The sequence below is a fragment of the Roseiarcus fermentans genome (assembly GCF_003315135.1).
Classification (GTDB): Bacteria; Pseudomonadota; Alphaproteobacteria; order Rhizobiales; family Beijerinckiaceae; genus Roseiarcus; species Roseiarcus fermentans.
Genome location: NZ_QNRK01000022.1, coordinates 77,564 through 103,103, shown reverse-complemented (window position 1 = coordinate 103,103; position 25,540 = coordinate 77,564). Strand labels below are relative to the sequence as shown.

The window sequence follows — 25,540 nt, the reverse complement described above, 5'->3', positions numbered from 1 at the left end:
TCGCGCGGAGTTGCGGCGACCCGGGGCCATGGCGCCGTCGCCTCACACGACGCCGCCGTTGGCGCGCAGCACCTGTCCGTTGATCCAGCCGCCGTCGGGTCCGACCAGAAAGGCGACGGCCCTGGCGATTTCGTCCGGCTCGCCGAGCCTCCCGAACGGATTGGCGGCCATGATCGCCCGGACCTGCTCGTCGCTCTTGCCGCCGAGGAACATGTCGGTGCGAACCGGCCCCGGCGCGACGACGTTGACCGTCACGCCGCGCGCGGCGAGCTCCTTGGCGGCGATGTGGGAGGGCGTCGACTGCGCGATCCGCGCCGGCGATCTCGACGACAGCGGGCTGATCCGCCGCCGCATCGGCGCGATCGAGGAGATCACCGTGGCAAGCCCGGATTATCTCGCCAAACGCGGCGTCCCCGAGACGCCGGACGCGCTCGACGGGCACGCCATGGTCGGCTTCATCTCGTCGCGAACCGGCGAAGTTCTGCCGCTCGAATTCCTGACTGCGACCGGCGTTCGCCACGTCGTTCTGCCGGGCCGGGTGACAGCCAACAATTCCGACACCCTCGCGGATCTGGCGCGGCTCGGCCTCGGGATCATGCAGGCGCCGCGCTACCGCTTCGCCGCCGATCTCGCCTCCGGCGCGCTGGTGGAGATCCTGAAAGACGATCGGCCGTCGCCGACGCCGCTCTCGGCGCTCTATCCGCAGAACCGCCAGCTCGCGTTGCGCCTGCGGGTGTTTCTCGACTGGATCGAGGACGTCTTTCGACGCGCGCCGCTCTGACGAAGCGTCGGACCGATCGATTTCAACCGGCCGCCGGAGGAGACGATCCCCTCGAAGCAGGAACGTGGACTCCACTCGGCGACGCCCGCCGTTGACAAGCGCCGCCCGCGCACGAACACTGCGCGTGTCGCAACGAGCGCGAGACCGGGGAGACCCTGAGCATGAGGCTGTTGGCGATCGTCGGCGCCCTCGCCATCCTCATCGGCGTCGGCGCAGCGGTGTTCTTCTTCGGCGGCTTCTTCGACGTCGCGGAGAACGTCGCCAACCCGGCGCCGATCGACTGGGCGCTCGCGACCGTGCGCGCCGCCTCCGTCGCCCGCCACGCCGCCGAAGCGCCGCCGGCGCCGGCGAACCTGTCCGATCCGGCGACGGTCAAGGCGGGCGCGCGCGCCTACGCGACCATCGGCTGCGTCCACTGCCACGGCGGGCCGCCAGACGCCGACTGGTCGAAGTTCTCGGAAGGGCTGATGCCGATCCCGGCCGATCTCAAGGTCATGGCCAAGACGCGGACGCCGGCGGAGCTCTTCTGGGCGATCCGCAGCGGCGTCAAATTCACCGGCATGCCGAGCTTCGGCCTCGCCGGCGCGTCGGACGACCAGATCTGGTCGATCGTCGCCTTCGTCAAGAACCTGCCGGCCATGTCGGACGCCGACTACAAGGCCTGGACCGCGACGCCGTAGACGAGACGAAGGCGCGCGGCGATCGTGGCCGATCATCGCCGCACAGTCCTTTGGGGCGCCAAGGGCCGCGCGCGAGCAATGCGCTCCGAGCCTACGGACGCGGAAAGGGCATTGTGGCGCGTATTGCGGGATCGACGACTGCAAGGGATCAAGTGGCGACGACGAGTTCCAATCGGCGCATAGATCGTCGACTTCGTGTGCTTCGAGCATCGCGTCGTTGTCGAATGCGACGGTTCTCAGCATGCGGACGATCGCCACGACCGTGCGCGGGACGATTGGCTCCATGAGCAGGGGCTTTTTGGTCGCCCGGTTCAGGAACCACGAGGTCTTGCGAGAACCAGAGAGCGTGCCGAACACCATTCTCGCGCGTTGCGGCCTCCCATGGTGAAGCGGCGCACGATACTCCCCTCTCCCCTTGCGGGAGAGGGGTTGGGGGGTGGGCGCCGTGAGGCGCGTGTTGCAGAGGCGCCTGACGGCGCCGGACCCCTCATCCGGCGCTTCGCGCCACCTTCTCCCGCAAGGGGAGAAGGGGAGGGAGACGGAATGGCGGGGCTCGGCTGCGGAATTGACGAAACCGCTCTCGCAAGAATGTATCATTGAAGTGAGGAACGCGCTGCGTACTACGAACGCGGCGAAGCCAAATTCCCTCAAACTGAGCGATCACGATCACGGCTGACTGGTTCGATTGCGAGGCTTCGGAGGCCGAAGCGAACTTCGAGGCGCTCCTCGATCGGGTCGAGCGCGGCGAGACGGCGCCCATCCCGCGCCACGGCGAGACGATCGCCCGGATCCTGCCCGAGAGCGCTGCGCGCTGTTCGGACGCGGCCGAGGCGATCAGGGGGTTGAAGGCGCTGCGCGAAGAGGTCGGCAAGGCTCCTCGCGACGAGATCCTCGCCAGCCGCCACGAGGGGCACAGGTATTGACGGTTTCACGCGAGACGGGACTGGCGGTCTGGGTCGTTCGCTTGCCTGTCAGGCTGAGTTGCCATCTGCCGATTGTCCAGATATATGCGATAACATGCAGAAGACTTCTGTAGCGGGCAGGCGGCCCTTCCGTAATCGGCACTGAACCGCTATGCGACGATTACCACGACCCAATACGACACGAATTCTGGAGTGTCGATAAGATTGGAGAGCACACCTTCGGAAGAAGCGATCCGAATGTGAAAAAGTCAGGCCCGTCGCAAATGTTTTAGGGTAATTATGAAGATTAATCTGATACAGATTGACGGCGCTGAGTGGGATCCGGAGCACTTTGCTAAGTATATGAGGATGCAAATAAAAGCTGACCTGACAGTTTTTCCGGAATGCTTCCCGCTCGATAATCTTGATAAGCCAATTCTCCATGCCGCTGCTATTAAGATATTGCGGGAATATTCCTCTGCGTTCCCCAAACAGGCTTTTATCGCGGGAGGGTATATCAAAGATAAGGAAAAACACATAAGAAATAGAGCGTATTTAATGTATCAAGGAAGCGTGATTGAACATTACGACAAGCAAATACCGTTTCAAAAGGAAGACATTCAGCCGGGTCTAGACATCAAATCTTTTCAATGGAATGGAAATAAGTGCATTCCACTGATCTGCGCTGATGCTTATCCGGGCATTGATTCCGAGTTTATGCATCGTGTTATTGACAAAATAAATGCTATTGGAGTGGGTCCTACTGTCCCGATAGTCGTGTGTTCGTATGGCGCTGGGATCAGAGATCCCGGCTGGAGGGAATCGTTATTTCATTTTGCTAATAAATGCAAGGCACCTGTTGTAATTTGTAACATTGCTGGCTGGCTGGGTCAGTACAAATACCACAAAAGAGACGGCGGCGATGGCAAGATGCACTACTATGGCGGCGGCGGTAGCGGACTTTTCCTCCCCGGAGAGTCGAACCCACAACAATTTGAAGAACCAGGCATTGTACGCGTCGACATAAAGAGTGGAAAAGCTGAATGGAATCCGTTCGCTTAGCGTACGTATTCAGCTCACAACTAACTTAATCGATAACGAACACTTATTTCCTAAAGCGCCATCGGCTGGTGTTCCGGTTGCCGGCTCGGGCTCACGCGCTGGGCTAGCTATCCAGCCAGTTGCGGCCATTCCGCCATCAACCCGCCCGTTTCCGCCATCGCGCCTCGCGCCAATCGCCCGACCTGAGCCCCTACCCCAGCAGATCCTGCAGCGCCGGGATCAGCGGCGCGTCGGCCGGCGGCATCGGATAGCTGCGCAGGTCGTTCGGCCGCACCCACTTCAGCGCCTGCCCGTCGAGCGGCTGCACAAAACCCTCCCAGCGGCGGCAGACGTAGAGCGGCATCAAGAGGTGGAAATCGTCGTAGGCGTGGCTGGCGAAGGTGAGGGGCGCGAGGCAGGGCGGCTTGACCGCAATGCCCAGCTCTTCCTTCAGCTCGCGGATCAGCGCCTCCTCCGGCCGCTCGCCGGCGTCGATCTTGCCGCCCGGGAATTCCCACAGGCCCGCGAGCTGCTTGCCCTCGGGCCGCTGGGCGAGAAGCACGCGGTTGTCGACGTCGACCAGCGCCGCCGCGACCACGAGCAGCAGCCTCACGAGCGGTAGTCGCCGTTGATCGCCACGTATTCCTTGGTCAGGTCGCAGGTCCACACCGTCGCCCGGCCGCCGCCGATGCCGAGGTCGGCGGTGATCTTGATCTCCGGCTTCTTCATGTAGGCCGAGGCCTCCGCCTCGTCGTAGGCCGGATCACGCAGACCCTGGTGGGCGACGCGGATCTTGCCGAACCAGATGTCGAGCTTGTCGCGCTCGGCCTTCTCGCCCGCCTTGCCGACCGCCGCCACCACGCGGCCCCAGTTGGCGTCCTCGCCGCCGACCGCGGTCTTGACCAGCGGCGAGTTGGCGATCGAGAACGCGATGCGTTTGGCGGCCTTGCGGGTCGCCGCGCCCTCGACGTTGACCTCGATGAATTTCCGCGCCCCCTCGCCGTCCCTGACGACCTGATGAGCGAGCGAGCGCAAGAGCTTGTCGAGCGCGCGCCGGAACGGCCCGAGGCGCTCGTCGGCGGGATCGTCGATCCGCGGCGCGGCTTTCTGCGCCCCGGTCGCGAACAGCATCAGTGTGTCGGAGGTCGAGGTGTCGCTGTCGACGGTGATGGCGTTGAACGACTTCTCGACCGACTTCGACAACATCGCCTGCAGCGCCGCCGAGCCGATCGGCGCGTCGGTGAACACATAGGAGAGCATCGTCGCCATATCGGGCGCGATCATGCCGGCGCCCTTGGCGATGCCGTTGATGGTCACGATCGAATCGCCGAGCGGGGCGAAGGCGGTGGCGACCTTGGGATAGGTGTCGGTGGTCATGATCGCCCGCGCGGCGTCCATGAGACCGTTCTCGTTGGCGCTTTTCGCGAGATCGGCGAGGACGCGCGCGATCCGCGTCCCGTCGAGCGGCTCGCCGATCACGCCGGTCGAGGCCATGAACACTTCGCCCGGGGCGCAGCCGATCGTCTTCGCCACGGCGTCGGCGACGAGGCGCACCGCTTCGACGCCCCTGTGGCCGGTGAAGGCGTTCGCGTTGCCGGAATTGACGACGAGCGCCCGCGCCGCGCCGCCCGCGAGTTGCTCGCGGCACCAGTCGACCGGCGCCGAGGGACATTTCGAGCGGGTGAAGACGCCGGCGACCTCGGCCGGCTGGTCGAACACGGCCATCATCACGTCGGTGCGGCCCGCATAGCGCACGCCCGCGGCCGCGGTGGCGAAGCGGACCCCGGCGATCGGCGGGAGGGGCGGGTATTTTTTCGGCGCGAGCGGAGAGAGCGCAGCGGGGGCGGCCATGTCAGCGTTTCCGTCCTGGTTGAAGAGAGGGAGCGGGCCTCGAGCGCCCGCTCCGAATAAGGAGGCGCGCGTCAGTTCTTCGGCTGAGCGGCGCCGGCCGGCGCCGTCGGCGCGGGCGCGGGGGCGGCGGCCGGGGCGTCCGGAGCCGCCGGCTTGCCGTCGGCGTCGAAATACTGGATCTTGGCCGCCGCGTGCAGCGCCGCCACCTGATCGCTCTCGGCCTTCTGGGCGACGTAGCGGGCCGCCTGGTCCTTGAGCTGCTCGAAGGGCGGGAAGGTCTTGGTGCGGGTGTCCTCGACCTGGATGACGTGCCAGCCGAACTGGGTCTTCACCGGATCGGAGATCTCGCCCTTCTTCAGCTTGAAGGCCGCCTCCGAGAATTCCGGCACCATGCGGTCCTTGGTGAACCAGCCGAGATCGCCGCCGTCGCCGCCAGTGTCCTTCGACAGTTCGTTGGCGACCTTGGCGAAATCTTCGCCGCCCTTGACCCGCGCCAGCGCCTTCTTGGCCTCGTCCTCGGTCGGCAGCAGGATGTGGCGGGCGTGGACCTCCTCCTGCGGCGGCTCGGCCTTGGCCGCCTCGTCATAGGCCTTGCGCTCGGCCTCCTCGGTGGTGGCGGCCTTGGCGACCGCGCCGAGCAGCTCCTCCATCGAGAGCTTGTCGCGATAATAGGCGAGCTTTTTCGCGAACTCGGGCGACTGGTCGAGCTTCTCCGCCTCGGCCTTCCGGGCGGCGAGCTTGAGGTCGATCAGGTAGTCGAGCACGTATTTCTGACGCTGCGCGCCCTCGAGCTTCTGCGGCAGGCCGGGGCCGATGTCGGCCATGGCGGTGGCGAGATCGTCCTGGGTGATCGGCTGGCCGTCGACGGTGGCGAGCACCTGCGGTTCGGCCGAGGCTGCGCCGGCGAAGGCGAAAGCGGCGCCCGCGCCGATCGCCAGGGCGGCGGCGGTCGAACGGAGGCGCGCGGAAATCTGTCGTGTCATCGGGGCTCCTTAAGGGCGTCGCGTGTCGGCCGGGCCGGCGACGCGGCGGAGGGCGCTATAGAGGCATTCCGGCGAATTTGCGAGGGGGGAAGCCGGCAATCCGCGCGGCGGACGCGCCAGCGAGCCGGGACCCGCGCGCGGGTCCCGGGCGGGGCCCGGTTCCGCCGACCGTCTCGACGCAGGCGTCGCCGAGACGGCGCCTTGGTTCGCTACCGGCGCTCGGCCGGCAGCGAAGTTGTGCGGGCGCGGGAGGAAGACGGGTCCGTTCCCGACCGGCGAGACTTCGCGCCGAGGCCGCCGAGCCTTGCGCGCAGCTGGCGCACGCCCGGTGTTGACGTTTGGGCGGATGCGCTCTATATGTCGCCAATCCCGAATGCGTTCAGGGTCCCGGCGCCGTTTTTGCGAGCGCGTGGGACTTTTTGCGTTTTCGAGATTCTCGTCAAGGGCCGGCCTCCACCGGACGTCGAGATCCCTGTCCCGCGGGCGCGTTTTCAAAAAGCGCCGCCGAAATGGAGATTTGAGCTTATGGCTCGTATCGCAGGCGTCAATATTCCGACCAACAAGCGCGTCGTGATCGCGCTCCAGTACATTCACGGCATCGGACCCAAGAAGGCCGAAGAGATTTGCGAAAAGGTTCACATCCCCGCCGAGCGCCGGGTGGCGCAGCTTTCGGACGCGGAAGTGCTGCAGATCCGCGAAACGATCGACCGCGACTACATGGTCGAGGGCGACCTCCGCCGCGAGGTGGCGATCAACATCAAGCGCCTGATGGACCTCGGCGCCTACCGCGGGCTGCGTCACCGCAAGCAGCTCCCGGTTCGCGGCCAGCGCACGCACACCAACGCGCGCACCCGCAAGGGCAAGGCCAAGCCGATCGCCGGCAAGAAGAAGTGATCGCTTTTCGTTTCCAGGATTTGCCGCGCTTTGAGCGCGCTTGAAGGACCCAACCATGGCAAAAGAGGCTACCCGCGTCCGTCGCCGCGAACGCAAGAACATCGTGTCGGGCGTCGCACACGTCAACTCGACGTTCAACAACACGATGATCACCATCACCGACGCCCAGGGCAACACCATCTCGTGGTCGTCGGCCGGCACCATGGGCTTCAAGGGCTCGCGCAAGTCGACCCCGTTCGCCGCCCAGATCGCCGCCGAAGACGCGGTTCGCAAGGCGTCCGAGCACGGGATGCGCACGCTCGAGGTCGAGGTCTCCGGCCCGGGCTCGGGCCGCGAGTCGGCGCTGCGCGCCATCCAGGCGGCGGGCTTCACCGTCACCTCGATCCGCGACGTGACCCCGATCCCGCACAACGGCTGCCGCCCGCGCAAGCGCCGGCGCGTTTGATCCTGTCGGCGCGCCGATCGTTCCCCTGAACGGCGCGCCCATTCGGCCCTGTGGCGCGTCCGCGCGCCCGGCGGCCCGCGTTTCCTTCACATGGAAGGCCGTCCCGTGATCCAGAAGAACTGGCAAGAACTCATCAAGCCGAAGAAGCTCGAGGTGATGCCGGGCGACGACAATCGCCGCACCGCGACCGTGGTCGCCGAGCCCCTCGAGCGCGGCTTCGGCCAGACGCTCGGCAACTCGCTCAGGCGGGTGCTGCTGTCCTCGCTGCAGGGCGCCGCGATCACGTCGGTCCACATCGACGGCGTGCTGCACGAATTCTCGTCGATTCCCGGCGTCCGCGAGGACGTCGTCGACATCGTGCTCAATGTCAAGGACATCGCGGTCAAGATGCAGGGCGACGGCGTCAAGCGCCTCGTCCTCAAACGCCGCGGGCCGGGCCCGGTCGTCGCGGGCGACATCCAGACCACCGGCGACATCCAGATCCTCAATCCGGGCCTCGTCATCTGCAACCTCGACGAGGGCGCGGACCTGCGCATCGAGTTCACGGTCACGACCGGCAAGGGCTACGTCCCGGCCGAGCGCAACCGGGCCGAGGATTCGCCGATCGGCCTCCTGCCGATCGACAGCATGTTCTCGCCGGTGAAGAAGGTGAGCTACCGGGTCGAGGCGACCCGCGAGGGTCAGGACCTCGACAAGGACAAGCTGACGATGACGATCGAGACCAACGGCGCGATCTCGCCCGAGGACGCGCTCGCCTACGCCGCCCGCATCCTCCAGGACCAGCTCGCGGTGTTCGTCACCTTCGAGGAGCCGCGGCGCGAGGAAGCCCAGCACGCCATCCCCGAGCTCGCCTTCAATCCGGCGCTGCTCAAGAAGGTGGACGAGCTCGAACTGTCCGTCCGCTCGGCCAACTGTCTCAAGAACGACAACATCACCTACATCGGCGATCTGATCCAGAAGACCGAGGGCGAGATGCTGCGCACGCCGAACTTCGGCCGCAAGTCGCTCAACGAGATCAAGGAAGTGCTGGCGCAGATGGGCCTGCACCTCGGCATGGAGGTCCAGGGCTGGCCGCCGGAGAACATCGAGGACCTGGCGAAGAGGTTCGAAGAGCATTATTGACGGCGGTCGGGCTTCGGCAGTCGGCAGTCGGGTGATTTCCGACTGCCGACTGCCGACTGCCGACTGCCGACTGCCTAAAACAAGCGGCCGTTCCTTGGCACGGCGGCCGCAGACCCGATGAAGGAGACAGCCAATGTATCACGGACGCGCGAAGCGCCGTTTCAACCGCACCGCCGAGCACCGTCAGGCGATGTTCGCCAACATGGCGCAGGCGCTGATCAAGCACGAGCAGATCACGACCACCCTGCCGAAGGCCAAGGACCTTCGCCCGGTGGTGGAGAAGCTGGTCACGCTCGGCAAGCGCGGCGACCTGCACGCCCGCCGCATCGCGATTTCGCGGCTGCGCGACGCCGCCCTCGTCGGCAAGCTGATCGACGTCATCGGCCCGCGCTACAAGGACCGCAACGGCGGCTACCTGCGCATCATGAAGGCCGGCTTCCGCCCCGGCGACAACGCCGCGATGGCGGTGATCGAATTCGTCGACCGCGACGTCGACGCCAAGGGCAAGGATTCCGGCCCGGTCGAGGCGAAGGCCGCAGACTGACCGGCCGAGCCGGATGACGGAATTTGTTCAGGCGGAGCCCCGGCTCCGCCTTTTTTTTGCTCGTCCGACGGCGGCGTCGACGCAGGCGAGCTCGCTAAGCCGGCAATGATTTTCGATTGGAGTCTCCCGACCGAAGGGGCGAAACATCACGGACCCGCGCTGCGTGCGCCAGCATCTCACCCTCGACAGCTTATGTTGCGACTGTACATTTTAGATAGACGGCAAAATAATATTTCACTTTGGAGCAAAATGCGGCAATATAAAAACGTCATAGCGAAGTTAGCAACAGAAGGCGGAAAACTCATGAGAGACCTGTGTCTCGCCGTTGCGGCCGTGACCGCTCTCGTCGCCGGCTCCGCAGAGGCCGCGGATCTGTCACAGCCAGCCGCGGCGCCTGTTCTTGTGACGCCGAATCCATGGTCCATGCCGAACAGCGCGTTCTTCGCCGGCTTGGGAGCAAGCGCCAACGCCGTCCATTTCGGCAGCCAGGACGTCTATGCCATCGGAACATCCAACGTTTACCAGAACGGCGTTTTGGTTGACTATGGCAGCGCGCAAGGGCCGGCGAAAATTTCGATGAACAGCAAGTTTGCGTTCGCGCCGTCTCTTCAGGCTGGCTACTACCAGCGCTTCGGCGCCAGCGATTGGCTGTGGGGAGCGAAGCTTACATACAATTATCTGGGAGCGACGTCGACAAACAACAATTCCATTATCCCTCAATTCGGTTCGTTCACCAACGTCAGCAACGGCGTATCTGTGCCGTTCTCGGGGCCTGCCTATGTGCGCGCCGCCCAGACGACAATCGTTCAGGAAATCGACCTCATTCCGTTTCTCGGCCATTCCTTCGGCAGAACCATGGTCTATGCGGGCTTGGGCCCGACGCTCTCGCAAACGCGCACGCAACTGAATGGTCTGGTCGGTCTGGCGGACATCGGCGGAAGCATCGTCGATCAATCCGGCGCGCCTCAGAATTTTTCCAACTACAGCTGGGTCATCGGCGGCGCGGCCATGGTCGGCGCCACCTACTTCCTTGGCTCGGGGTGGTTCATCGACGTCAATTACAGCTACGCCGTGACGTCGAGGCACACCGCAAATTTTGCCAGCCCGTTCACCAATCCGAACGGCAGCACGACGAGTTTGGGAACATTGGTCGGCAGTTCCGCTTGGAGGCCGTCGACGCAGGTCGTAAGCCTCACAATCAACAGGGCCTTCTGAGCGGCCGCCGGCTCGCCGACGCCGCCCTGCCCGTGCGCGGGGCGCGCCGGCGACCCGGCGGATGACGACGCAGTCGGACTCGCCGTTCGGCCTTCCTCGGCGCCGCGCTGGTCGGGACTTCCCTATCCAGGGGCTAAGGGCGGAGGGCGCGCGATCAGCCTCGCCGCCGCGCTCATCCCCGTCGATCACGCGCTGCATGCCGAAGCGAACAGGCCCGCCGACTTGACGCCGTGGGCGACGGCAGATCCGATCCTGGCGACGCCGCCGGGATCGCGGTGATCGTATCCGTCGACCGCGACGCCGGCGCCAAGGGCAAGGAGTCCGGCCCGGTCGAGGCGAAGGCCGCGGATTGACCGGCCGAGCCTGACCCCGGCGCCGCCCTTTTCGTCGCTCGACCGCAGGGCGAACGCGCCGCTGCTCCCTCCCCGCCGTCCGTTCCGCCGCCGCCCAGGCGGCGCGGGCTGATCCCGCCCGCCTCCCGCGAGCCGTATTGCCTGCCGCTACGGTAACATAATTTTACGTTCTCGCTTAAACGCTTTTCCTTCTGATCCGTAGATCATCACCTCTGTCGGACGATGAGCAAGATTCTCTTCTGCTCGAGCTCCGACTCTGCGCTGCTCTCCTGGCGCGCGGGACGACTTTCTACGGGGACGCTTCCATCATGCTCCTTTCGAAAGCCGCGCGTCCACTGACGTTGCTTGCGCGAAGCCAATTCGCATGGAGCTCGTGATGACATCTTCTTCAACCCTTCCCTACTTTTCGTTCAGCCTGAACGGACCGATCGGCGGCGTGGTCACCAGCGTCGGCGACCCGGTCCACCTGACGGGCTTCGCCAGCGTCGTCGTCGGATCGGCGGGATCGGTGTCCGGCGGCGACGGGCTCTCGACCGTCGACCTCGGCAACGGTCTCAACACGATCAGCCTCGGCGGCGCCTTCAACACGGTCGTTCTCGGCAATGGCGTGAACACGGTCTACGCCGGCGGGGCGACGGGCAGCGTCGGGTTCGGCGCGCACACGCTGACCGCCTCCTACGGAAACGCCTTCTCCGCGACGCTCGCGGCGGCGGACTGGCCGCAACCGACCCAGGCCGAGCTCGCCGGCGCGACCAACCCGCCGCAATGGAACATCGGCGCGTTCAACGCCGGCTCCGGCAACATCGGCGCGTTCAACGGCCTCGCCAACGCCTCCGCCAGCAGCGGCAACGGCAACATCGGCGTCTTCAACGGCGACGTGAACGGCGGCGCCTCCAACGGAAACAACAACATCGGCGCCCTCAACGGCAACCTGAACGGGCTCGGCTCGAGCCCGGGCTCCGGCGATCACAACGGCAGCGGCAACGTCGGGCTGCTGAACGGCAACGACAACGGCAACCTCGCCGTCGGCGGTTCGTCCGGTTCCGGCAACGGCGCCGACAACATCGGGTTCGGCAACGGCAATTCCAACGGCAACGGCCTCGGGCCGACGTTCACGCCGTCCAGCGCCCACGCCACCCTGACCGGCGGATTCGACACCGTGGTGGTTGGAAACGGCGTCAACCATATCGATGCGGCCGCCGGCGCCAGCACGATCGTCGCCGGCAAGGGCGTGAACGTCATCACGATCGGAGGCGACGACAACACGGTCGTCACCGGCGGCGGCGTCAGCTGGATCTCCGGCTCCGCCGTCAAGGACTCGGTGATCGCGGCCGGCGGCTGGAAGAACGCCATCGACCTCGGCCACGGATCGACGAACGACACCATCGTCCTTCACACGACCGGCTACGACGTGATTTCCGGGTTCTCGATCAGCGGCGGCGACCGCCTCGACCTGGGCTACCTCATGACCGGAACGTCATGGAACGGCGACCCGTCGACGCTCGGCCAGTGGCTCAGCGTCACCCACGTCGGCGGCGCCACCATCCTTGACTTCACCGCCGCGGGCCAGGACCCGCCGGTCGCCGAACTCGTCGGCCTGGACGTCTCGCTGTCGGCCCTGACGCCGACCTTCGTCATCGACGGCGCCGCTGTGGTTCCCGAGCCGAGCGTGGTCCTCCTGCTCGGCCTCGGATTCGCCGCGGCGCTGCTGGCGGGGCGGCGCTTCGCCGAGTCGGGCCGGCTGGCGATGGCCGGGTCGCCTGCGGCCTGAGAGGTCCGCGGCCGAGGGCTCAGGGGCAGCAGGGCACGGCACGGCCGCCGACCAGCCGCAGGCACATGCAGTGGATCACCGGCGGCGCCGGGCGCATCGGGCCGCCGGGGTTGATCCAGCCCGGCGGCCCGACCGGCGCGGGCGGGACAGGGGAGATCGGCCTCTCGACGATGACGCCCGCGAGGGCGCCGTCGGACGAGGCGGCGTCGGCGAGAGAAAGGGAGGTTGGGAGCGACACAATCAGACAGCCTGCCAAGACAAGAATGCCTCTCATCACGGGTCTCCGCTAAGATCGGTCAGTCGAAGGAAATTGACGTCGGCAATGAACCAATCCCAGGCGAACAGGATCGCGCCTGTCTCGCCACGATCGTCTTCGCCGAACAGCGTCGAAAGCTTACGCGCTGCGCCGGCCGGAGGCCATCCTGACGATCGGGCGCCGTCAATACGCCTTTCGGCGCTGCCGGCGGCGGCCGTCATAGGCCTGCGCCGACGCGCGCCTGGCCGACCGCGGCTTGACCCGGCGCGGCTTTCGCAGTTCCTTCGGCGGGGTCGAAACCCGGGGGAAACGGTCATGCACAGGTCGCCATGGACTTACGCAAGCGCCGCGGACCTCGCCGCGGCGCTGGGAGCGCGGCGGGTGTCCGCCGTGGAACTGGCGCGCGACGCGATCGCGCGCATCGAGGCCGCCGACTCCGCGCTCAACGCCATGTGCGTGAGAAGCTTCGACGCCGCGCTCGCCGCGGCCGCCGAGGCCGATCAGCGGTTGGCGCAGGGCGAGCGCGGGCCCCTGCTCGGCGTGCCGATGACGATCAAGGAAAGCTACAATCTCGCCGGAACCCCGACCACCTGGGGCTTTCCGCAAGCGCGCGAATACCGGCCATCCGAGGACGCGCTGATCGTCGCCCGGGTCAAGGCGGCCGGCGCGGTCGTTCTCGGCAAGACCAACGTGCCCGTCGCGCTCGGCGACTGGCAGAGCTACAACGACCTCTACGGGGTCACCAACAACCCGTACGATCCGGCGCGCACGCCGGGCGGCTCGTCGGGCGGCTCGGCCGCCGCGCTCGCCGCCGGCTTCGGCCCTCTGTCGCTGGGGTCCGATATCGGCGGCTCGCTGCGCGCGCCCGCCCATTTCTGCGGCGTGTTCGCGCACAAGCCGACCCACGGCCTCGTGCCGTCGCGCGGCCATGCGCCGCCCTTCGTCCCGGACCTGCCGGGCTCGGTCGACCTGGCGGTCGTCGGGCCGATGGCGCGCACGGCCGACGATCTCGCCACTCTGTTCGACGCGATCGCCGGACCGGACGAACTCGAGGACGGCGTCGGCTATCGCCTCGCGTTGCCGCCGCCGCGCGTCACGAGTCTCGCCGGCGCCCGCGTGCTGGCGCTGACGCAGCATCCCCTCGGCCCGACGGACGCGCCGATCGCCGCGGCGATCGAAGATCTCGCGGCCGGGCTGGAAAAGGCCGGCGCGCGCGTCTCCCGCGACAGCGCGCGCGTGCCCGATCTCGAAGCGGCGGCGCGGCTCTACATGCGCGCGCTGCTGGCGACGCTCGCCGCGCGCATGCCGGACGAACCCTTTGCGCAGGCCGCTGCGGCGGCGCAAAGCCTCGATCCGGCCGACGCCAGCCTCGCGGCCGAGCGCCTGCGCGGGGTCAACCAGACGTTTCGCGCCTGGACCGCCGACGGCGATCGCCGCGCCGGCCTGCGCGCGGCCTGGCGCGCTTTCTTCCGCGATTTCGATGCGCTGATCTGCCCGGTCATGCCGACCGCCGCCTTCCCGCACGACCACGGCCCCGACCAGGAGCGGCGCCGGCTGATCGTCAACGGCGAACCGAGCCCCTATGTCGACCAACTCCTGTGGCCGGGCGTCGCCACCCTGCCCGGGCTGCCGGCCACCGCGATCCCGGTCGGACGCACGCCGGACGGTCTGCCGATCGGGGTCCAGATCGTCGGCCCCCGGCTCGAGGACCGCACGACGCTCGAACTGGCGCGGCTGATCGAGCGCGCGTTCGGCGGTTTCGTCCCGCCGCCGGCGTTCGCCTGAGACCTCGCGCGGCAAGAGGATTGCGGCGGGCGGCGGCAGGGCGGCGACGCAGCCGCGCCGCTGGGAAAGGGTCGTCGGACGCGCAGCCTCAATCGTCGATGCAGCCGTAATTGCACTCCTCGGTGTTGCGGCTGAGGCCGTCGGTCTCCGGAACGCGCCCGGCGGGCGCGGCCACGCGGGGCGCGGGCGGAACAAGCGCCCGGGCCTTGGCGAAGGGGTCCAGGCGATGATGGCTTGGCTGCGGGGCGGGGTCCGGGGCGCCGGCGGCGAAGGCCGCGTGAGGGGAAGCGAAAACGAGGCTCAATCCGAGCGCAAGCGTGCTATTCGAGAGGGTGTTCATCGTGTTCTCCAAAGGTCACGTTGGTGGATACGCGCCCCCGCAGCGTTGACGAGGCCGATCCCAACTTCGGCGCTCCGCTGTGTTTGTGAGCGTCTGCTTAGGAGACCATACCGAACGCCGTTTTATTCCGGCCGATGAGCAAAAAAGGGATAAGGCCGTGGCGGTGACCGGTTCTCCAACGCCTGTGTTTCGGCGCCGCCGTCCGGCCCCCGGCTCATGCCGGCGGGACCATGGGTCAACCGGCGGTCGGCGCCTTGGCGGCGGATCCTCGCGAGCGCGCCCGAGGCGCGCGCGGCGGCTCGGCCGAAGCCGAAGAGACCCATGCGCCCGACACCGATCCGGACGCCCAGCTCGCATTCGGTCTGACTGACTATTGTGATATTCGCTGCAGGCGAAGCTTGCCTCGGAGTTTGTCGGCCGGGTCATTCCTTCCACAGGGACGGTCGAGGCGGAATGCCGAAAGGACGGCATGTTCAGGTCTATCGAGCGCAGAAAATACGATGAAGCACTGAGACGCGCCGGCATCGCCGCCAAGCTCGAATCGCGGTTGCGCGATTTCGCGCGCACGCACGGCGGGCGGTACGTCCTCTATGGATCGCTGGCCAAAGGCGAAGCCCGCTACGACAGCGATGTCGATCTGCTCATAGACTTCCCCGAGGCGTTCGAGGCCGAAGCCTGGCGTCTGGCCGAGGCGCTCTGTGCGGAGATGAAGATCGAATCCGACATAAAGCCCATGGCGTGGTGTACCGAACCCTTCCAAAGGAGAGTTCTTGCAGAATCGAGGATCATCGCATGACGGACGCACGCTGGCTCGAGGTCGACGACGACATCGAGTCTTCGGCCAAACACTTCCGCAACGCCGCCGCTCTCTTCGACGAAGGCCTGTCCGCAGCCGATGACCTTCCCAGTTACAAAGGCCGCATGGCGTTCATGCAGGCAATGCAGGCCGGATACACGTCCCTCGAAGGCTCATTCGAGCGGATACTGGAGATCCTGGGGGAGGAAAAACCAACGAGCGGCGGCGACTATCACGCGCAGGTCGTCCGCAGGATCGGGAGGGCCATACGGGACGATCGCCCGGCGATTCTGACCGGGACCCTGTTACACGCCGTCGACGAAGCGAGACGATTCCGCCACGTGGTTCGAAAGGGCTACGACGATTTCGACTTGGCGAAAATTGGGGCCGCGGTCGACGCCGCCAGAATGATTTCGACTGGAATCCAGGACGCGATCAAGAGATTTCGAGAGACGATGACTGGCGACGGCGATGGCGGAGAGGGCCTCGGGGGCAGGGTCTCGGGAGGTCGGTGACGGCCCCTGCCGGGAGGCGTCGCGTTGGGCCCGGAAACCGCCGGCGGCGGCCAGAACGCAGGCGCGAGGCCGATCCGACGCCCTCGTGTCGAAGCCCGTTTCGCCGCGGCGCGGAGCCCCGGGCACCCCTCAGCTGTGCTTGAAACCGCCCGATTCCGCCTCGGTCATCGGCGCTTGCACCGGATGCCGGTCGAAATGGGCGATCGCCCGGGCGAAATCGTCGACGAGCAGCGCTGCGAGGTCGCGAGTCAGTCCCTGCCGGACCAGGATGCGCTGCACCGCGACGTCGGCGAGATTGGCGGGCAAGGTATAGGCCGGCACCAGCCATCCGCGGATGCGCAGCCGGTCGGCGACATCGAACAAAGTGTAGCCGGGATCGGCGCCGTCCGCGAGCTTCCAGGTGACGGCGGGTATGCCCGCGTCCGGGTCGCCCGCGGCGATCATCTCGAACGGCCCGAGCTTGACGATCTCCCGCGCCAGATATTGCGCCGTCTGGTAGCAGGCCATATGCACCTTGCGATAGCCTTCGCGGCCGAGGCGCAGGAAATTGTAGTATTGCGCCACGATCTGCCCGGCCGGCCGGGAGAAGTTGATGGCGAAGGTCGGCATCTCGCCGCCGAGGTAGTTGACCTTGAAGATCAGGTCCTCCGGCAGATCCGCCGCGTCGCGCCAGATCACCCAGCCCGCGCCGAGCGGCGCGAGGCCGAACTTGTGGCCCGAGGTCGAGATCGACTTGACCCGCGGCAGGCGGAAGTCCCACACGAGGTTGGGCGCGCAGAACGGCGCGAGGAACGCGCCCGACGCGCCGTCGACATGGATGGCGATGTCGAGGCCGGTCTCGGCCTGAAGCCGGTCGAGCGCCTCCGACAGCGGCTGGACCGGCTCATAGGCGCCGGTGTGCGTGACGCCGAGGGTCGCCGCCACTCCGATCGTGTTCTCGTCGACCCGCGCCAGCATGTCCTCCGGGGTCATGAACAGGCGGCCGGGCTCCATCGCGACCTCGCGCATCTCGACGTCGAAGTAGCGGGCGAACTTGTGCCAGCAGATCTGCACCGGACCGCAGACGATGTTGGGCCGGTCGGCCGGCTTGCCCGCGGCCTTGCGCTGGGCGCGCCAGCGCCACTTCATCGCCATGCCGCCGAGCATGCAGGCTTCGCTCGATCCGACCGCCGACGTGCCGAGCGTGTTGTCGGCGTGGGGGCTGTTCCAGAGGTCGGCGAGCATGTGGACACAGCGCGACTCGAGTTCGGCCGTCTGGGGATACTCGTCCTTGTCGACCATGTTCTTGTCGATGGCGAGGTCCATGATCTTGTGGACCTCGGGCTCCTCCCAGGTCTGGCAGAACGTCGCCAGGTTCTGGCGCGCGTTGCCGTCGAGGAAGAGTTCGTCCTGAACCACCTGGAAGACGTCCGCCGCCAGGCTTTCGGTCTCGGGGAACTTGTATTTGGGCAGCGGCTTCGACAGCGCGCCGCGAGTGAAGATCGAGTCGGCGAGCGACTCGCGAACGTCGCCCTTGTAACTGAGAGCCATGAACTCCCCCTTCGGCCGAGCCGTCCGCGCCGGGCGCGAAACGTCCGCGCCGCGCCGGGCGGGCGCTCCTGCTCGTCACACGTGAACATGGCAGGACGACGACGCGAGCGGCGGGCCGGCTCAACCGCGCAGGGCGCGGCCGTCAGGCCACACGCGAGCTCCCGGCCGCATCGAGGTGAAGGCGGGCGCCGCGCCGGCGCTACGGCGGCGGATGCGGCGGCGGCCGAGCGGGCAACGCTCTTTCCGGAATCACTCGACAGGAACGGCCAGAACGTCCTGCACCACGTCGGCGGCCTTTTCGATGATCGTCAGGTAGCTCCTGGCCGCCGCGTCAGGTTCGCGCCGGCCGTACTCCCAGTTCCGCACCGCGTCCAGTTCGAGACCGAACCGCAGCGCGAACTGCTCCTGGGTCAGGCCGAGACGGTCGCGCAACTTGCGGACGTCGATGGAAAGCGGCGTCACCACGGACAGGACGAACCCCGAGCGGCGCAAATCACCGGCGAGCGCGTGCGGGTCTTCCACCGTGGAGAGTTCGAGGACGTTGGCGGCGCCTTCCATGGCCGCTTCGACCGCGCGCTTGGCCTTCAGCGTCGGCGCGCCGCGCCGGCGCAGGGCGATGACCGCCTCAACCGACTTCGTCCCGTCCAGGCTTCCGCTCAGACGCAGCGAGACGATCGCGCGAGAACCGGAGCGAACCGGGTCGATGCCCCGGACGCGCCCCAGTCGTTCGAACCGCTCCCTCAACGACGATCTCGTCATACCCACCGACCTCCATGACGGCGCGAGCGATCCGCCTCAGGTTGGAAACGCCGATTTCGTTTGGACTTATCCCTTCCGACGAGACGTGGACGCGGCTTGTGACCAACCGCGTCCCCTCTTCTCGGACTTCGCCCATGATCAGCACGGCGACGTTTCCGACCGACACCCGAATTGTGACGCCACTGCCCTCGCTGACTTCATCGACGAGGTGTATCTCGATATCTCGCTGACTCCACCGAGGGCATTTATACGCCATTGGACGACATCTTCAAGAATGAGCGCGAGCAGGAAAGTCTTGGGGCCGGATTTTTTTGAGCTGTCATGGCGCACGCCGATCAAGGGCGTCGATCACGGCGACCGGAACAAGGCGGCGAGCGCCGACTTGATCGTCCTCGGGTTTTCGTCATCGAGCAGTCGGCGCAGCGCGGCGCGCGACAGGCCAAACGCTCTCCGGCTTCCTCGATGCTCGAGGCGCGGCGCTCAAAAGCCGGCCCTTATTTTGTGTGTTCGAGCTATCGGACATGTGGTCGCTTCTCCGAACGCCCCGGCGCCGCTTGCGGTCATCCATTGCTACCGCTGCTCGCGACTTGGCAAGTTGGACCTCCGGTTCATCGGGACTCGCGCCCGCCGTATCGATATAATGACTTGAAAACATTGAAAAACTTGCTATCGGATCGCGCATCTCATCTTAAACCGCGCGTTAACTGGATCGTTTCCTCTTGGCCTGCACATTCTTGATCTTATTGCGATATTCATGTTCGGTAGAGATAGGTGTCGATCAAGGTTCCCCGCCGGGGCGCCAAAAGGCCAATCTTCTCAACTTGCATGAGTTAAGAAGAGCATATCATCGCCCCCGCCCGAGCGGGTTCCCTCACCCGGCTCCTCTCCCGCCGGGAGATGGGTTCTCATAATCACACGTCCAGATTCGACACGTTCAGCGCGTTCTCCTGGATGAACTCGCGCCGCGGCTCGACCACGTCGCCCATCAGCTTGACGAAGATGTCGTCCGCCTCGTCGACCTCGCGGATCTTCACCTGCAGGAGCGAGCGGGCGTCGCGGTCGAGGGTCGTCTCCCAGAGTTGGTCCTTGTTCATTTCGCCCAGGCCCTTGTAGCGCTGGATCGTCACGCCCTTGCGCCCGGCGGCGTTGACCGCCTCGAGCAGGCCGGACGGCCCCGAGATCGGAGACTCGTCGCCACGGCGGACGAACGCGCCGGGCGAAGCGAAGGCCTCGGCGAGCGGCCGGGCGTGCTCGGCCAGACGGCGCGCGTCGGCCGAGGCGATCAGGCCCGCGTCGAGGATCGCGGCCTGGCGGACGCCGCGCACCTCGCGGATGAGCACATAGCCGCTGGCGTCGAACCGACCCGTCCAGCCGCGCTCGGTCTCCTCCGCGATCGCGTTCATCCGTTCGGCGAGCACGGCCGCGCGCTCGGCGCCTGCGGGGTCGTCGGCGGAAGCCAGCGGCGTCAGCGCGCCGGCGAGCGCGGCCTGTTCGACCGCGGCGCGGTTGTAGCGCGAATGCAGGCCGGTCAGCAGGCGGCGCATGGCGCGCGCCTCCTCGACGAGGGCGCGCAGATCCGCGCCGGCGCGCACTTCGCCGCTGGCGAGCCTCAGCGACGCGCCCTCGAGGCCCTGTTCGATCAGGTAGTCGTCCATCGCCCGCTCGTCCTTCAGATACTGCTCGGACTGGCCGCGCTTGACCTTGAACAGCGGCGGCTGGGCGATGAACAGGTAGCCGTTCTCGATGATCTGCCGCATCTGGCGGAAGAAGAAGGTGAGCAGCAGGGTGCGGATGTGGGAGCCGTCCACGTCCGCGTCGGTCATGATGATGATCTTGTGGTAGCGGATTTTTTCGATGTTGAAGTCGTCGCGGCCGATGCCGGCCCCGAGCGCGGTGATGAGCGTGCCGACCTGCTCCGACGACAGCATTTTGTCGAAGCGCGCCCGCTCGACGTTGAGGATCTTTCCGCGCAAGGGGAGAACCGCCTGGTATTCGCGGTTGCGCCCCTGCTTGGCGGTTCCGCCGGCGGAATCGCCCTCGACGATGAAGATTTCCGACTTGGCCGGATCGCGCTCCTGGCAGTCGGCGAGTTTTCCCGGCAGGCTCGCGATGTCGAGCGCGCCCTTGCGGCGGGTCAGTTCGCGCGCCTTGCGCGCAGCCTCGCGCGCCTGCGCCGCCTCGACCACCTTGCCGACCACGACGCGCGCTTCCGGCGGGTGCTCCTCGAACCATTGCTGCAGCAGTTCGTTGACCAGCCCCTCGACCACCGGCCGCACCTCGGACGAGACCAGCTTGTCCTTGGTCTGCGACGAGAATTTCGGATCGGGGCATTTGACGCTGAGCACGCAGGTGAGACCCTCGCGGGTGTCGTCGCCGGAGAGGTCGACCTTCTCCTTCTTCAGCAGGCCCGATTTTTCGGCGTAGCCGACGACCTGCCGCGTCAGCGCGCTCCTGAGGCCGACCAGGTGGGTGCCGCCGTCGCGCTGCGGGATGTTGTTGGTGAACGGCAGCACGTTCTCGTGATAGCTGTCGTTCCACCACAGCGCGACCTCGACGACGATGCCGTCGCGCTCGCCCTTGATCAGGATCGGCTTGGCGATCAGCGGCGTCTTGGCGCGGTCGAGATAGCGCACGAACGCCTCGAGGCCGCCCTCGTAATAGAGGTCCTCGCGCTTGGGCTCGGCGCTGCGCAGGTCGGTGAGCACGACATGCACGCCGGAATTGAGGAAGGCGAGCTCGCGCAGCCGGTGCTCGATGGTCGGGTAGTCGAACTCGACCATGGTGAAGGTCTCGGACGACGGCCAGAAGGTCACCTCGGTGCCGCGCTTCGGCTGGCCGTCGACGAGCGGGCCGGGGCCCACGACCTTCAGCGGCGCGACCACGTCGCCATGGGCGAACTCGACGAAATGCTCGAGGCCGTCGCGCCAGACGCGCAGGACCAGCCGGGTCGACAGGGCGTTGACGACCGACACGCCGACGCCGTGCAGACCGCCGGAGACCTTGTAGGAATTCTGGTCGAATTTCCCGCCGGCGTGCAGCTGGGTCATGATGACCTCGGCCGCCGAGACGCCCTCCTCCTCGTGGATGCCGGTCGGGACGCCGCGCCCGTCGTCGGTGACCGTGCAGGAGCCGTCGGCGTTGAGCGTCACGGTGACCAGCTTGGCGTGGCCGGCGAGCGCCTCGTCGATGGCGTTGTCCACCACCTCGTAGATCATGTGGTGCAGGCCGGAGCCGTCGTCGGTGTCGCCGATGTACATGCCCGGGCGCTTGCGCACCGCGTCGAGGCCCCGAAGCACCTTGATCGAATCCGCGCCGTACGCCTCGCTCGCGCTCTCGGCGCGGCTGGCGAGGTCCTTCGTTTCCTGATTCAAAATGACAGGCCTTTTTCGTGAAAATCCGAGGGCGGGGAAGAGGCCGACTCGACTTGCTCGCATTCTAGCGGTTGACGCCCGCAGATGCACGTCAAAAGCGCCTGCGCGGCGCTTCCCCCAGGGTGGCCTCCGCTCAACCGAACCTCATGAAATCTAGTATGTTTTCGGGCCTCCGGCGGGTCCGCCGGCGGGCGTGCCGCGGGCCGCCGCCAGTTCGCCGCGGGCGGCCGCCCGAAGCATCGCGCCGTCCGAGCCGATCGAGCAGAGCCGGAAGCCGAGCGCCGCCATGGCGTGGGCGTCGGCGCCGTCGTAGCAGAACATCCCGGCGTATTTTCCGTGGGCGCGGGCGCGCGCGACGACATGGCCCGCCGCCTCGATCACCGCGGCCCCGCGCGGGTCCCATTTCGCGCCGTCGCTGAGCGCAATCGACAGGTCGGCCGGGCCGATGAACACGCCGTCGACGCCGTCGACGGCGAGAATGTCGTCGAGCGCCGCGAGCGCCTCCCGCGTCTCGATCATGGCGATCGCCTGGGTCAGGCGGTTGGCGCCGGCGAGATAGGCCTGCGTGTCGAGGCCGCTGAGCGGCAGGGCGGCGCGCGGGCCCCACGACCGCTCGCCGAGCGGGGGAAACTTGGCGAAAGCGGCGAAGGCCTCGGCGTCGGCGCGGCTGTTGATCATCGGCGCGATGACGCCCGCGGCGCCGGCGTCGATCAGCCGGCTCGCGGTCGCGAATTCGCCGACCGGCGTCCGCACGATGGCGGGCAGGCCGGCGAGCGCGACGGCGAGGATCGATTGGCAGGCGCCGGCGAAGTCGAGCGCCCCGTGCTGCATGTCCAGGATGACGGCGTCGAACGCCTCCCGCGCCAGCGCCTCGGCGACCGCCGGCTCGTTCATTCCCACCCACGCGGAGAAGACCGGCGCGCCGCCTGCGAGGGTCTCAATCAATTTTCCGACCACGGTCTCGGTCATCTTACGCTCCTTCTCGTCCGGCGGCCCGCCGGGAGCGACGATCATTACGGCGAGTTCATTTGAATTTCATCCGGGCTTGGACGAATGTTCATGCGTCAACAGCGGCACAAATCGAACGCAAGCCAACAGCGCAGTCGAAAGCAGCAAAATCGAACATCCGAAGCTCCACCCCTGGCTTCGGACTTCCGCGGGCTCAACCCCTGGCCCCGGACAACGAAGACGCGGCCGCCCCCCTCGGCCGCGTCTTCTCATTTTGGGCGCCTGAGCGACATTTTTGGGCGACGGCATTGCGCCGGACGGATTCGTCATCAACTTTCCATGCTGCGGGGTTTCCATCTCCGCGCGATTCGGCCCCGTCCGGATCATGTTCGTGGAGGAACCACCATGAGAGCCATCATTCGTGCGCCGTTGCTGACGCTCGTCGCGTCGGCGGCGTTTGCCGCCTGCGTCGCGAGCGCCGGCGCCCAGACGGCGGCCCCGGCGACGGGTCCCGCGGCCGAGGCGCAGAAATGGATGCAGCGCTGGGCGGACAACCGCGAGGCGATGCTCGACGCCCGGCTCGCGGGGCTCAAGGCGGGCCTGAAGCTGACGCCCGACCAGGACAAGCTGTGGGGCCCGTTCGAGGCGGCCGTCCGCGAATTCGCGCAGGCGCGCATGGACCGCATGCAGCACATGATGGAGCGCATGGAGAGCGACGAGGACCAGGCCGGCCCGCCTCCCTCGCCGGTCGACCGGCTCGATCGCATGGCGACGCGGCTTTCCGACCTCGGCGCCGCGCTGCGCAAGATCGCGGACGCCGGCAAGCCGCTCTACGCCAGCCTCAGCGACGAGCAGAAGCACATGTTCGGCTTCCTGTCGCGCGAGATGATGAAGATGGGCCGCGGACACGACGACATGGGGGAGATGATGGGGCCGCCCCACCGCCATCACGAGGACCAGGACTGGTCTGACGAAGAGCAATAGGCAGCGGGCGCAAGGCCGCCGGCGGGAGACATCCGACTGCCGGCTGCCTGGCGCCGATCGCCTCGCAAGGGGAGGAGAGCATGATCGCGCACGCCAAGCCGCACGCGCCGCTCGACGTCTACGCAACCACGGTCGCGCGCGACTGGATCGACTACAACGGCCACATGAACGACGCGGCCTACGCGCTGGTGTTCAGCCGCTCGGTCGACGCGCTGATGGACCGGATCGGACTGGACGCCGCGGCGCGCAAGCGCACCGGCCAGAGTCTGGTCACCCTGAAGATGATGCTGCACTATGTCCGCGAGGCGCGCGAGGGCGAAGCGCTCGCCGTCGCCTGCCGGCTGCTCGAGCACGACGACAAGCGGATGCGGGTGTGGCTTGAACTGTTCGACGAAAAAGGCGAGCGGCGGGCCGCGTCCGAGCAGCTGCTGCTGTCGGTGGCGCTCGGCGATGGCGCCCGCGCCACGCCCTGGACGCACGAGACGCAGGCCGCGCTCGACGCGCTGCGCAAGCTGCACGCGAGCCTGCCGACGCCGCCCGAAGCCGGCGCGGGCGTGGCGATGAAGCGGGGGTAGGACTTCGCGGACAAATGGGAGAGGCGGCGAGACGCCGCCCGGGCGCCCGGGCCGGACACCCTCCGCCCAGACGCGTGGCGGCCGCTGCAGCGGCCGCACCGTGTTGGCGGTCGGGCAGGGAAAACGCGCCGATGCGGCGGAACGGGCGCTGAATTTGAAACCATGCGAGCGACCCGCCGAGTCGTTGTTCGCCCCAGCCGAAGCGGATCTCGGCCAGAACAAAGGGAATCGCGACGACAAGGGTCGGTTCACCGCCGCTGCCGGGGCGGTCGATCTCTCGTGGAGACGGAAATGGACAAGGATGTCGCAATTGCGATTTTGTCGCTGGCGAAATCGACGGACGATATTATCGGAAAATTGTACACGGAAATTGAAAGAATCGTCGACAAGAACCTGAAAGCGCAGTTCGACAAGGCTGTCGGCGATCTGATGGGAACGATAGCGCGCGACCTCATATTCCCGATTGAAAAGTTTTACCCTGATTTGACCATTGACGACCAGCCGAACCAGGCGAGACCTTGAACCGAAGCAGCCCTTTCCGATCCGCCACGGCGACCGACGCCACTTGCCTTGGGCCCTCGGCGCCGCCGCGGGCCTGTGCCGGGGTGGTGCGGCGAGGCGCTTTGCCCGCGCTGTGGCAGGTTCTCGGCTGGCGCCGGTGTTGCTCGGCGCGATGCCGATTGGGTTCGCCGGCCGCTGGGCGATCGCCAAGACCCGTGTCGCGCCCGCCGAAGGCGAACGCGGAAGACTGAAGGCGCGTCGAACTTTCAGCCAGAGCATGATGAAATCAGCGTAACTCCCAAGCCGGCAGCGGATAGCGCCGTCATCGCGAGCGAAGCGAAGCGATCCAGGGCCGCTGGGCCGCTGTCGCGCCCTCTGGTCGTCCAGCCGCCCTTCGTTGCGAGCAGAAGACGGCGCGATTTTTTCCGCAGGAAGCAAGCGGCGGCATGGATTGCTTCGTCGCTTTGCTCCTCGCAATGACGGGGTTGGGAGTTACAAATCAGGTGGAAACACCGCCGTCATTGCGAGCGAAGCGAAGCAATCCACGCCCGGGGACGCTGCGGCGCCGTGGATGGCTTCGCCTTCGGCTCGCAAGGAC

Annotated in this window: 25 protein-coding genes and 3 pseudogenes; 17 read left to right on the top strand and 11 right to left on the bottom strand. The window is 66.9% G+C overall.

The features are described 5' to 3' along the window. Positions 1–42: 42 nt before the first annotated feature. Positions 43–288: pseudogene (locus DFR50_RS33095) on the bottom strand (SDR family oxidoreductase); the annotation flags it as partial. A gap of 1 nt (position 289) precedes the next feature. On the opposite strand from DFR50_RS33095, the pseudogene DFR50_RS33090 reads away from it, so the two are divergent. From DFR50_RS33090 to DFR50_RS31530, 4 genes and pseudogenes are all read left to right on the top strand, one after another. Next, a pseudogene (locus tag DFR50_RS33090) lies at positions 290–781 on the top strand (LysR substrate-binding domain-containing protein); the annotation flags it as partial. Between the two features lie 161 nt (positions 782–942). Next, the gene (locus DFR50_RS19140; protein WP_113890868.1) at positions 943–1,461 is read left to right on the top strand and encodes a c-type cytochrome; all 519 of its coding nucleotides are present in this window, start codon (positions 943–945) and stop codon (positions 1,459–1,461) included. A 78-nt stretch (positions 1,462–1,539) separates the two neighbouring features. After that, positions 1,540–2,061 (top strand): annotated as a pseudogene (locus DFR50_RS33480) (DUF559 domain-containing protein). Positions 2,062–2,663: 602 nt separating this feature from the next. Continuing rightward, complete coding sequence (locus DFR50_RS31530; protein WP_147262815.1) at positions 2,664–3,425, top strand: carbon-nitrogen hydrolase family protein; 762 nt, start codon at positions 2,664–2,666, stop codon at positions 3,423–3,425. A 190-nt stretch (positions 3,426–3,615) separates the two neighbouring features. On the opposite strand, the gene DFR50_RS19125 is transcribed toward DFR50_RS31530, so the two are convergent. The 3 genes from DFR50_RS19125 to DFR50_RS19115 all read right to left on the bottom strand — a co-directional run bounded on the left by DFR50_RS19125 (position 3,616) and on the right by DFR50_RS19115 (position 6,238). After that, on the bottom strand, positions 3,616–4,017 hold the full coding sequence (locus DFR50_RS19125; protein WP_281016658.1) for a (deoxy)nucleoside triphosphate pyrophosphohydrolase: 402 nt from the start codon (positions 4,015–4,017) through the stop codon (positions 3,616–3,618). Beyond that, positions 4,014–5,255, bottom strand: coding sequence for a bifunctional glutamate N-acetyltransferase/amino-acid acetyltransferase ArgJ (argJ, locus tag DFR50_RS19120; protein WP_113890867.1), 1,242 nt, complete (start codon positions 5,253–5,255; stop codon positions 4,014–4,016). Before argJ ends, DFR50_RS19125 begins: the two co-directional genes overlap by 4 nt. A gap of 71 nt (positions 5,256–5,326) precedes the next feature. Further along, on the bottom strand, positions 5,327–6,238 hold the full coding sequence (locus DFR50_RS19115; RefSeq protein ID WP_113890866.1) for a peptidylprolyl isomerase: 912 nt from the start codon (positions 6,236–6,238) through the stop codon (positions 5,327–5,329). 525 nt (positions 6,239–6,763) lie between these two features. Here DFR50_RS19115 and rpsM point away from each other — a divergent pair. The 7 genes from rpsM to DFR50_RS19085 all read left to right on the top strand — a co-directional run bounded on the left by rpsM (position 6,764) and on the right by DFR50_RS19085 (position 12,582). Then, positions 6,764–7,132 carry a 30S ribosomal protein S13 gene (gene rpsM, locus DFR50_RS19110; RefSeq protein ID WP_113890865.1) on the top strand — a complete coding sequence of 123 codons (369 nt, stop codon included), beginning with the start codon at positions 6,764–6,766 and terminating at the stop codon, positions 7,130–7,132. Between the two features lie 55 nt (positions 7,133–7,187). Then, positions 7,188–7,577: a 30S ribosomal protein S11 gene (gene rpsK, locus DFR50_RS19105; protein WP_113890864.1), complete on the top strand. Its 390-nt coding sequence runs from the start codon at positions 7,188–7,190 to the stop codon at positions 7,575–7,577. A gap of 105 nt (positions 7,578–7,682) precedes the next feature. After that, positions 7,683–8,699: a DNA-directed RNA polymerase subunit alpha gene (locus DFR50_RS19100; RefSeq protein WP_425376081.1), complete on the top strand. Its 1,017-nt coding sequence runs from the start codon at positions 7,683–7,685 to the stop codon at positions 8,697–8,699. A gap of 133 nt (positions 8,700–8,832) precedes the next feature. Further along, positions 8,833–9,243 (top strand): 50S ribosomal protein L17, encoded by a 411-nt coding sequence (rplQ, locus tag DFR50_RS19095; RefSeq protein ID WP_113890862.1) that lies wholly within the window; start codon positions 8,833–8,835, stop codon positions 9,241–9,243. Positions 9,244–9,546: 303 nt separating this feature from the next. Continuing rightward, positions 9,547–10,458: an outer membrane protein gene (locus tag DFR50_RS19090; protein WP_113890861.1), complete on the top strand. Its 912-nt coding sequence runs from the start codon at positions 9,547–9,549 to the stop codon at positions 10,456–10,458. Between the two features lie 230 nt (positions 10,459–10,688). Beyond that, positions 10,689–10,811, top strand: coding sequence for a hypothetical protein (locus tag DFR50_RS33375; protein ID WP_281016652.1), 123 nt, complete (start codon positions 10,689–10,691; stop codon positions 10,809–10,811). A gap of 376 nt (positions 10,812–11,187) precedes the next feature. Beyond that, on the top strand, positions 11,188–12,582 hold the full coding sequence (locus DFR50_RS19085) for a type I secretion C-terminal target domain-containing protein (RefSeq protein ID WP_170153290.1): 1,395 nt from the start codon (positions 11,188–11,190) through the stop codon (positions 12,580–12,582). Positions 12,583–12,601: 19 nt separating this feature from the next. On the opposite strand, the gene DFR50_RS19080 is transcribed toward DFR50_RS19085, so the two are convergent. Together DFR50_RS19080 and DFR50_RS19075 are read right to left on the bottom strand one after the other, a co-directional pair. Continuing rightward, positions 12,602–12,856, bottom strand: a complete 255-nt coding sequence (locus DFR50_RS19080) for a hypothetical protein (protein ID WP_113890859.1) — start codon at positions 12,854–12,856, stop codon at positions 12,602–12,604. Continuing rightward, the gene (locus DFR50_RS19075; protein WP_113890858.1) at positions 12,856–13,059 is read right to left on the bottom strand and encodes a hypothetical protein; all 204 of its coding nucleotides are present in this window, start codon (positions 13,057–13,059) and stop codon (positions 12,856–12,858) included. Before DFR50_RS19075 ends, DFR50_RS19080 begins: the two co-directional genes overlap by 1 nt. Positions 13,060–13,153: 94 nt before the next feature. Between DFR50_RS19075 and DFR50_RS19070 the strand changes: the two genes are divergently transcribed. Then, the gene (locus DFR50_RS19070) at positions 13,154–14,623 is read left to right on the top strand and encodes an amidase (RefSeq protein WP_113890857.1); all 1,470 of its coding nucleotides are present in this window, start codon (positions 13,154–13,156) and stop codon (positions 14,621–14,623) included. A gap of 88 nt (positions 14,624–14,711) precedes the next feature. Here DFR50_RS19070 and DFR50_RS19065 read toward each other — a convergent pair whose 3' ends face one another. Next, positions 14,712–14,963 carry a hypothetical protein gene (locus tag DFR50_RS19065; RefSeq protein ID WP_113890856.1) on the bottom strand — a complete coding sequence of 84 codons (252 nt, stop codon included), beginning with the start codon at positions 14,961–14,963 and terminating at the stop codon, positions 14,712–14,714. 469 nt (positions 14,964–15,432) lie between these two features. Here DFR50_RS19065 and DFR50_RS19060 point away from each other — a divergent pair, with 469 nt between their 5' ends. Both DFR50_RS19060 and DFR50_RS19055 read left to right on the top strand, forming a co-directional pair. After that, the gene (locus tag DFR50_RS19060) at positions 15,433–15,759 is read left to right on the top strand and encodes a nucleotidyltransferase family protein (RefSeq protein ID WP_113890855.1); all 327 of its coding nucleotides are present in this window, start codon (positions 15,433–15,435) and stop codon (positions 15,757–15,759) included. Further along, entirely contained in the window at positions 15,756–16,274 is a 519-nt protein-coding gene (locus DFR50_RS19055) for a ribonuclease toxin HepT-like protein (RefSeq protein ID WP_113890854.1), read from the top strand. Before DFR50_RS19060 ends, DFR50_RS19055 begins: the two co-directional genes overlap by 4 nt. Positions 16,275–16,403: 129 nt before the next feature. Here the strand turns inward: DFR50_RS19055 and gad are convergent, their stop codons facing one another. The 4 genes from gad to DFR50_RS19035 all read right to left on the bottom strand — a co-directional run bounded on the left by gad (position 16,404) and on the right by DFR50_RS19035 (position 22,903). Next, positions 16,404–17,804 (bottom strand): glutamate decarboxylase, encoded by a 1,401-nt coding sequence (gene gad / locus DFR50_RS19050; RefSeq protein WP_113890853.1) that lies wholly within the window; start codon positions 17,802–17,804, stop codon positions 16,404–16,406. Between the two features lie 249 nt (positions 17,805–18,053). Further along, positions 18,054–18,563: a helix-turn-helix domain-containing protein gene (locus DFR50_RS33085; RefSeq protein WP_113890852.1), complete on the bottom strand. Its 510-nt coding sequence runs from the start codon at positions 18,561–18,563 to the stop codon at positions 18,054–18,056. A 911-nt stretch (positions 18,564–19,474) separates the two neighbouring features. Then, positions 19,475–21,934, bottom strand: coding sequence for a DNA topoisomerase (ATP-hydrolyzing) subunit B (gene gyrB / locus DFR50_RS19040; protein WP_245427958.1), 2,460 nt, complete (start codon positions 21,932–21,934; stop codon positions 19,475–19,477). A gap of 153 nt (positions 21,935–22,087) precedes the next feature. Beyond that, complete coding sequence (locus DFR50_RS19035; RefSeq protein WP_113890891.1) at positions 22,088–22,903, bottom strand: HpcH/HpaI aldolase family protein; 816 nt, start codon at positions 22,901–22,903, stop codon at positions 22,088–22,090. 384 nt (positions 22,904–23,287) lie between these two features. Here DFR50_RS19035 and DFR50_RS19030 point away from each other — a divergent pair, with 384 nt between their 5' ends. From DFR50_RS19030 to DFR50_RS19020, 3 genes are all read left to right on the top strand, one after another. Next, positions 23,288–23,866, top strand: coding sequence for a Spy/CpxP family protein refolding chaperone (locus tag DFR50_RS19030; protein WP_170153289.1), 579 nt, complete (start codon positions 23,288–23,290; stop codon positions 23,864–23,866). A gap of 80 nt (positions 23,867–23,946) precedes the next feature. Further along, on the top strand, positions 23,947–24,441 hold the full coding sequence (locus DFR50_RS19025) for a thioesterase family protein (RefSeq protein WP_113890849.1): 495 nt from the start codon (positions 23,947–23,949) through the stop codon (positions 24,439–24,441). Between the two features lie 291 nt (positions 24,442–24,732). After that, the gene (locus DFR50_RS19020) at positions 24,733–24,963 is read left to right on the top strand and encodes a hypothetical protein (protein WP_113890848.1); all 231 of its coding nucleotides are present in this window, start codon (positions 24,733–24,735) and stop codon (positions 24,961–24,963) included. The last annotated feature ends 577 nt before the right edge of the window (positions 24,964–25,540 follow it).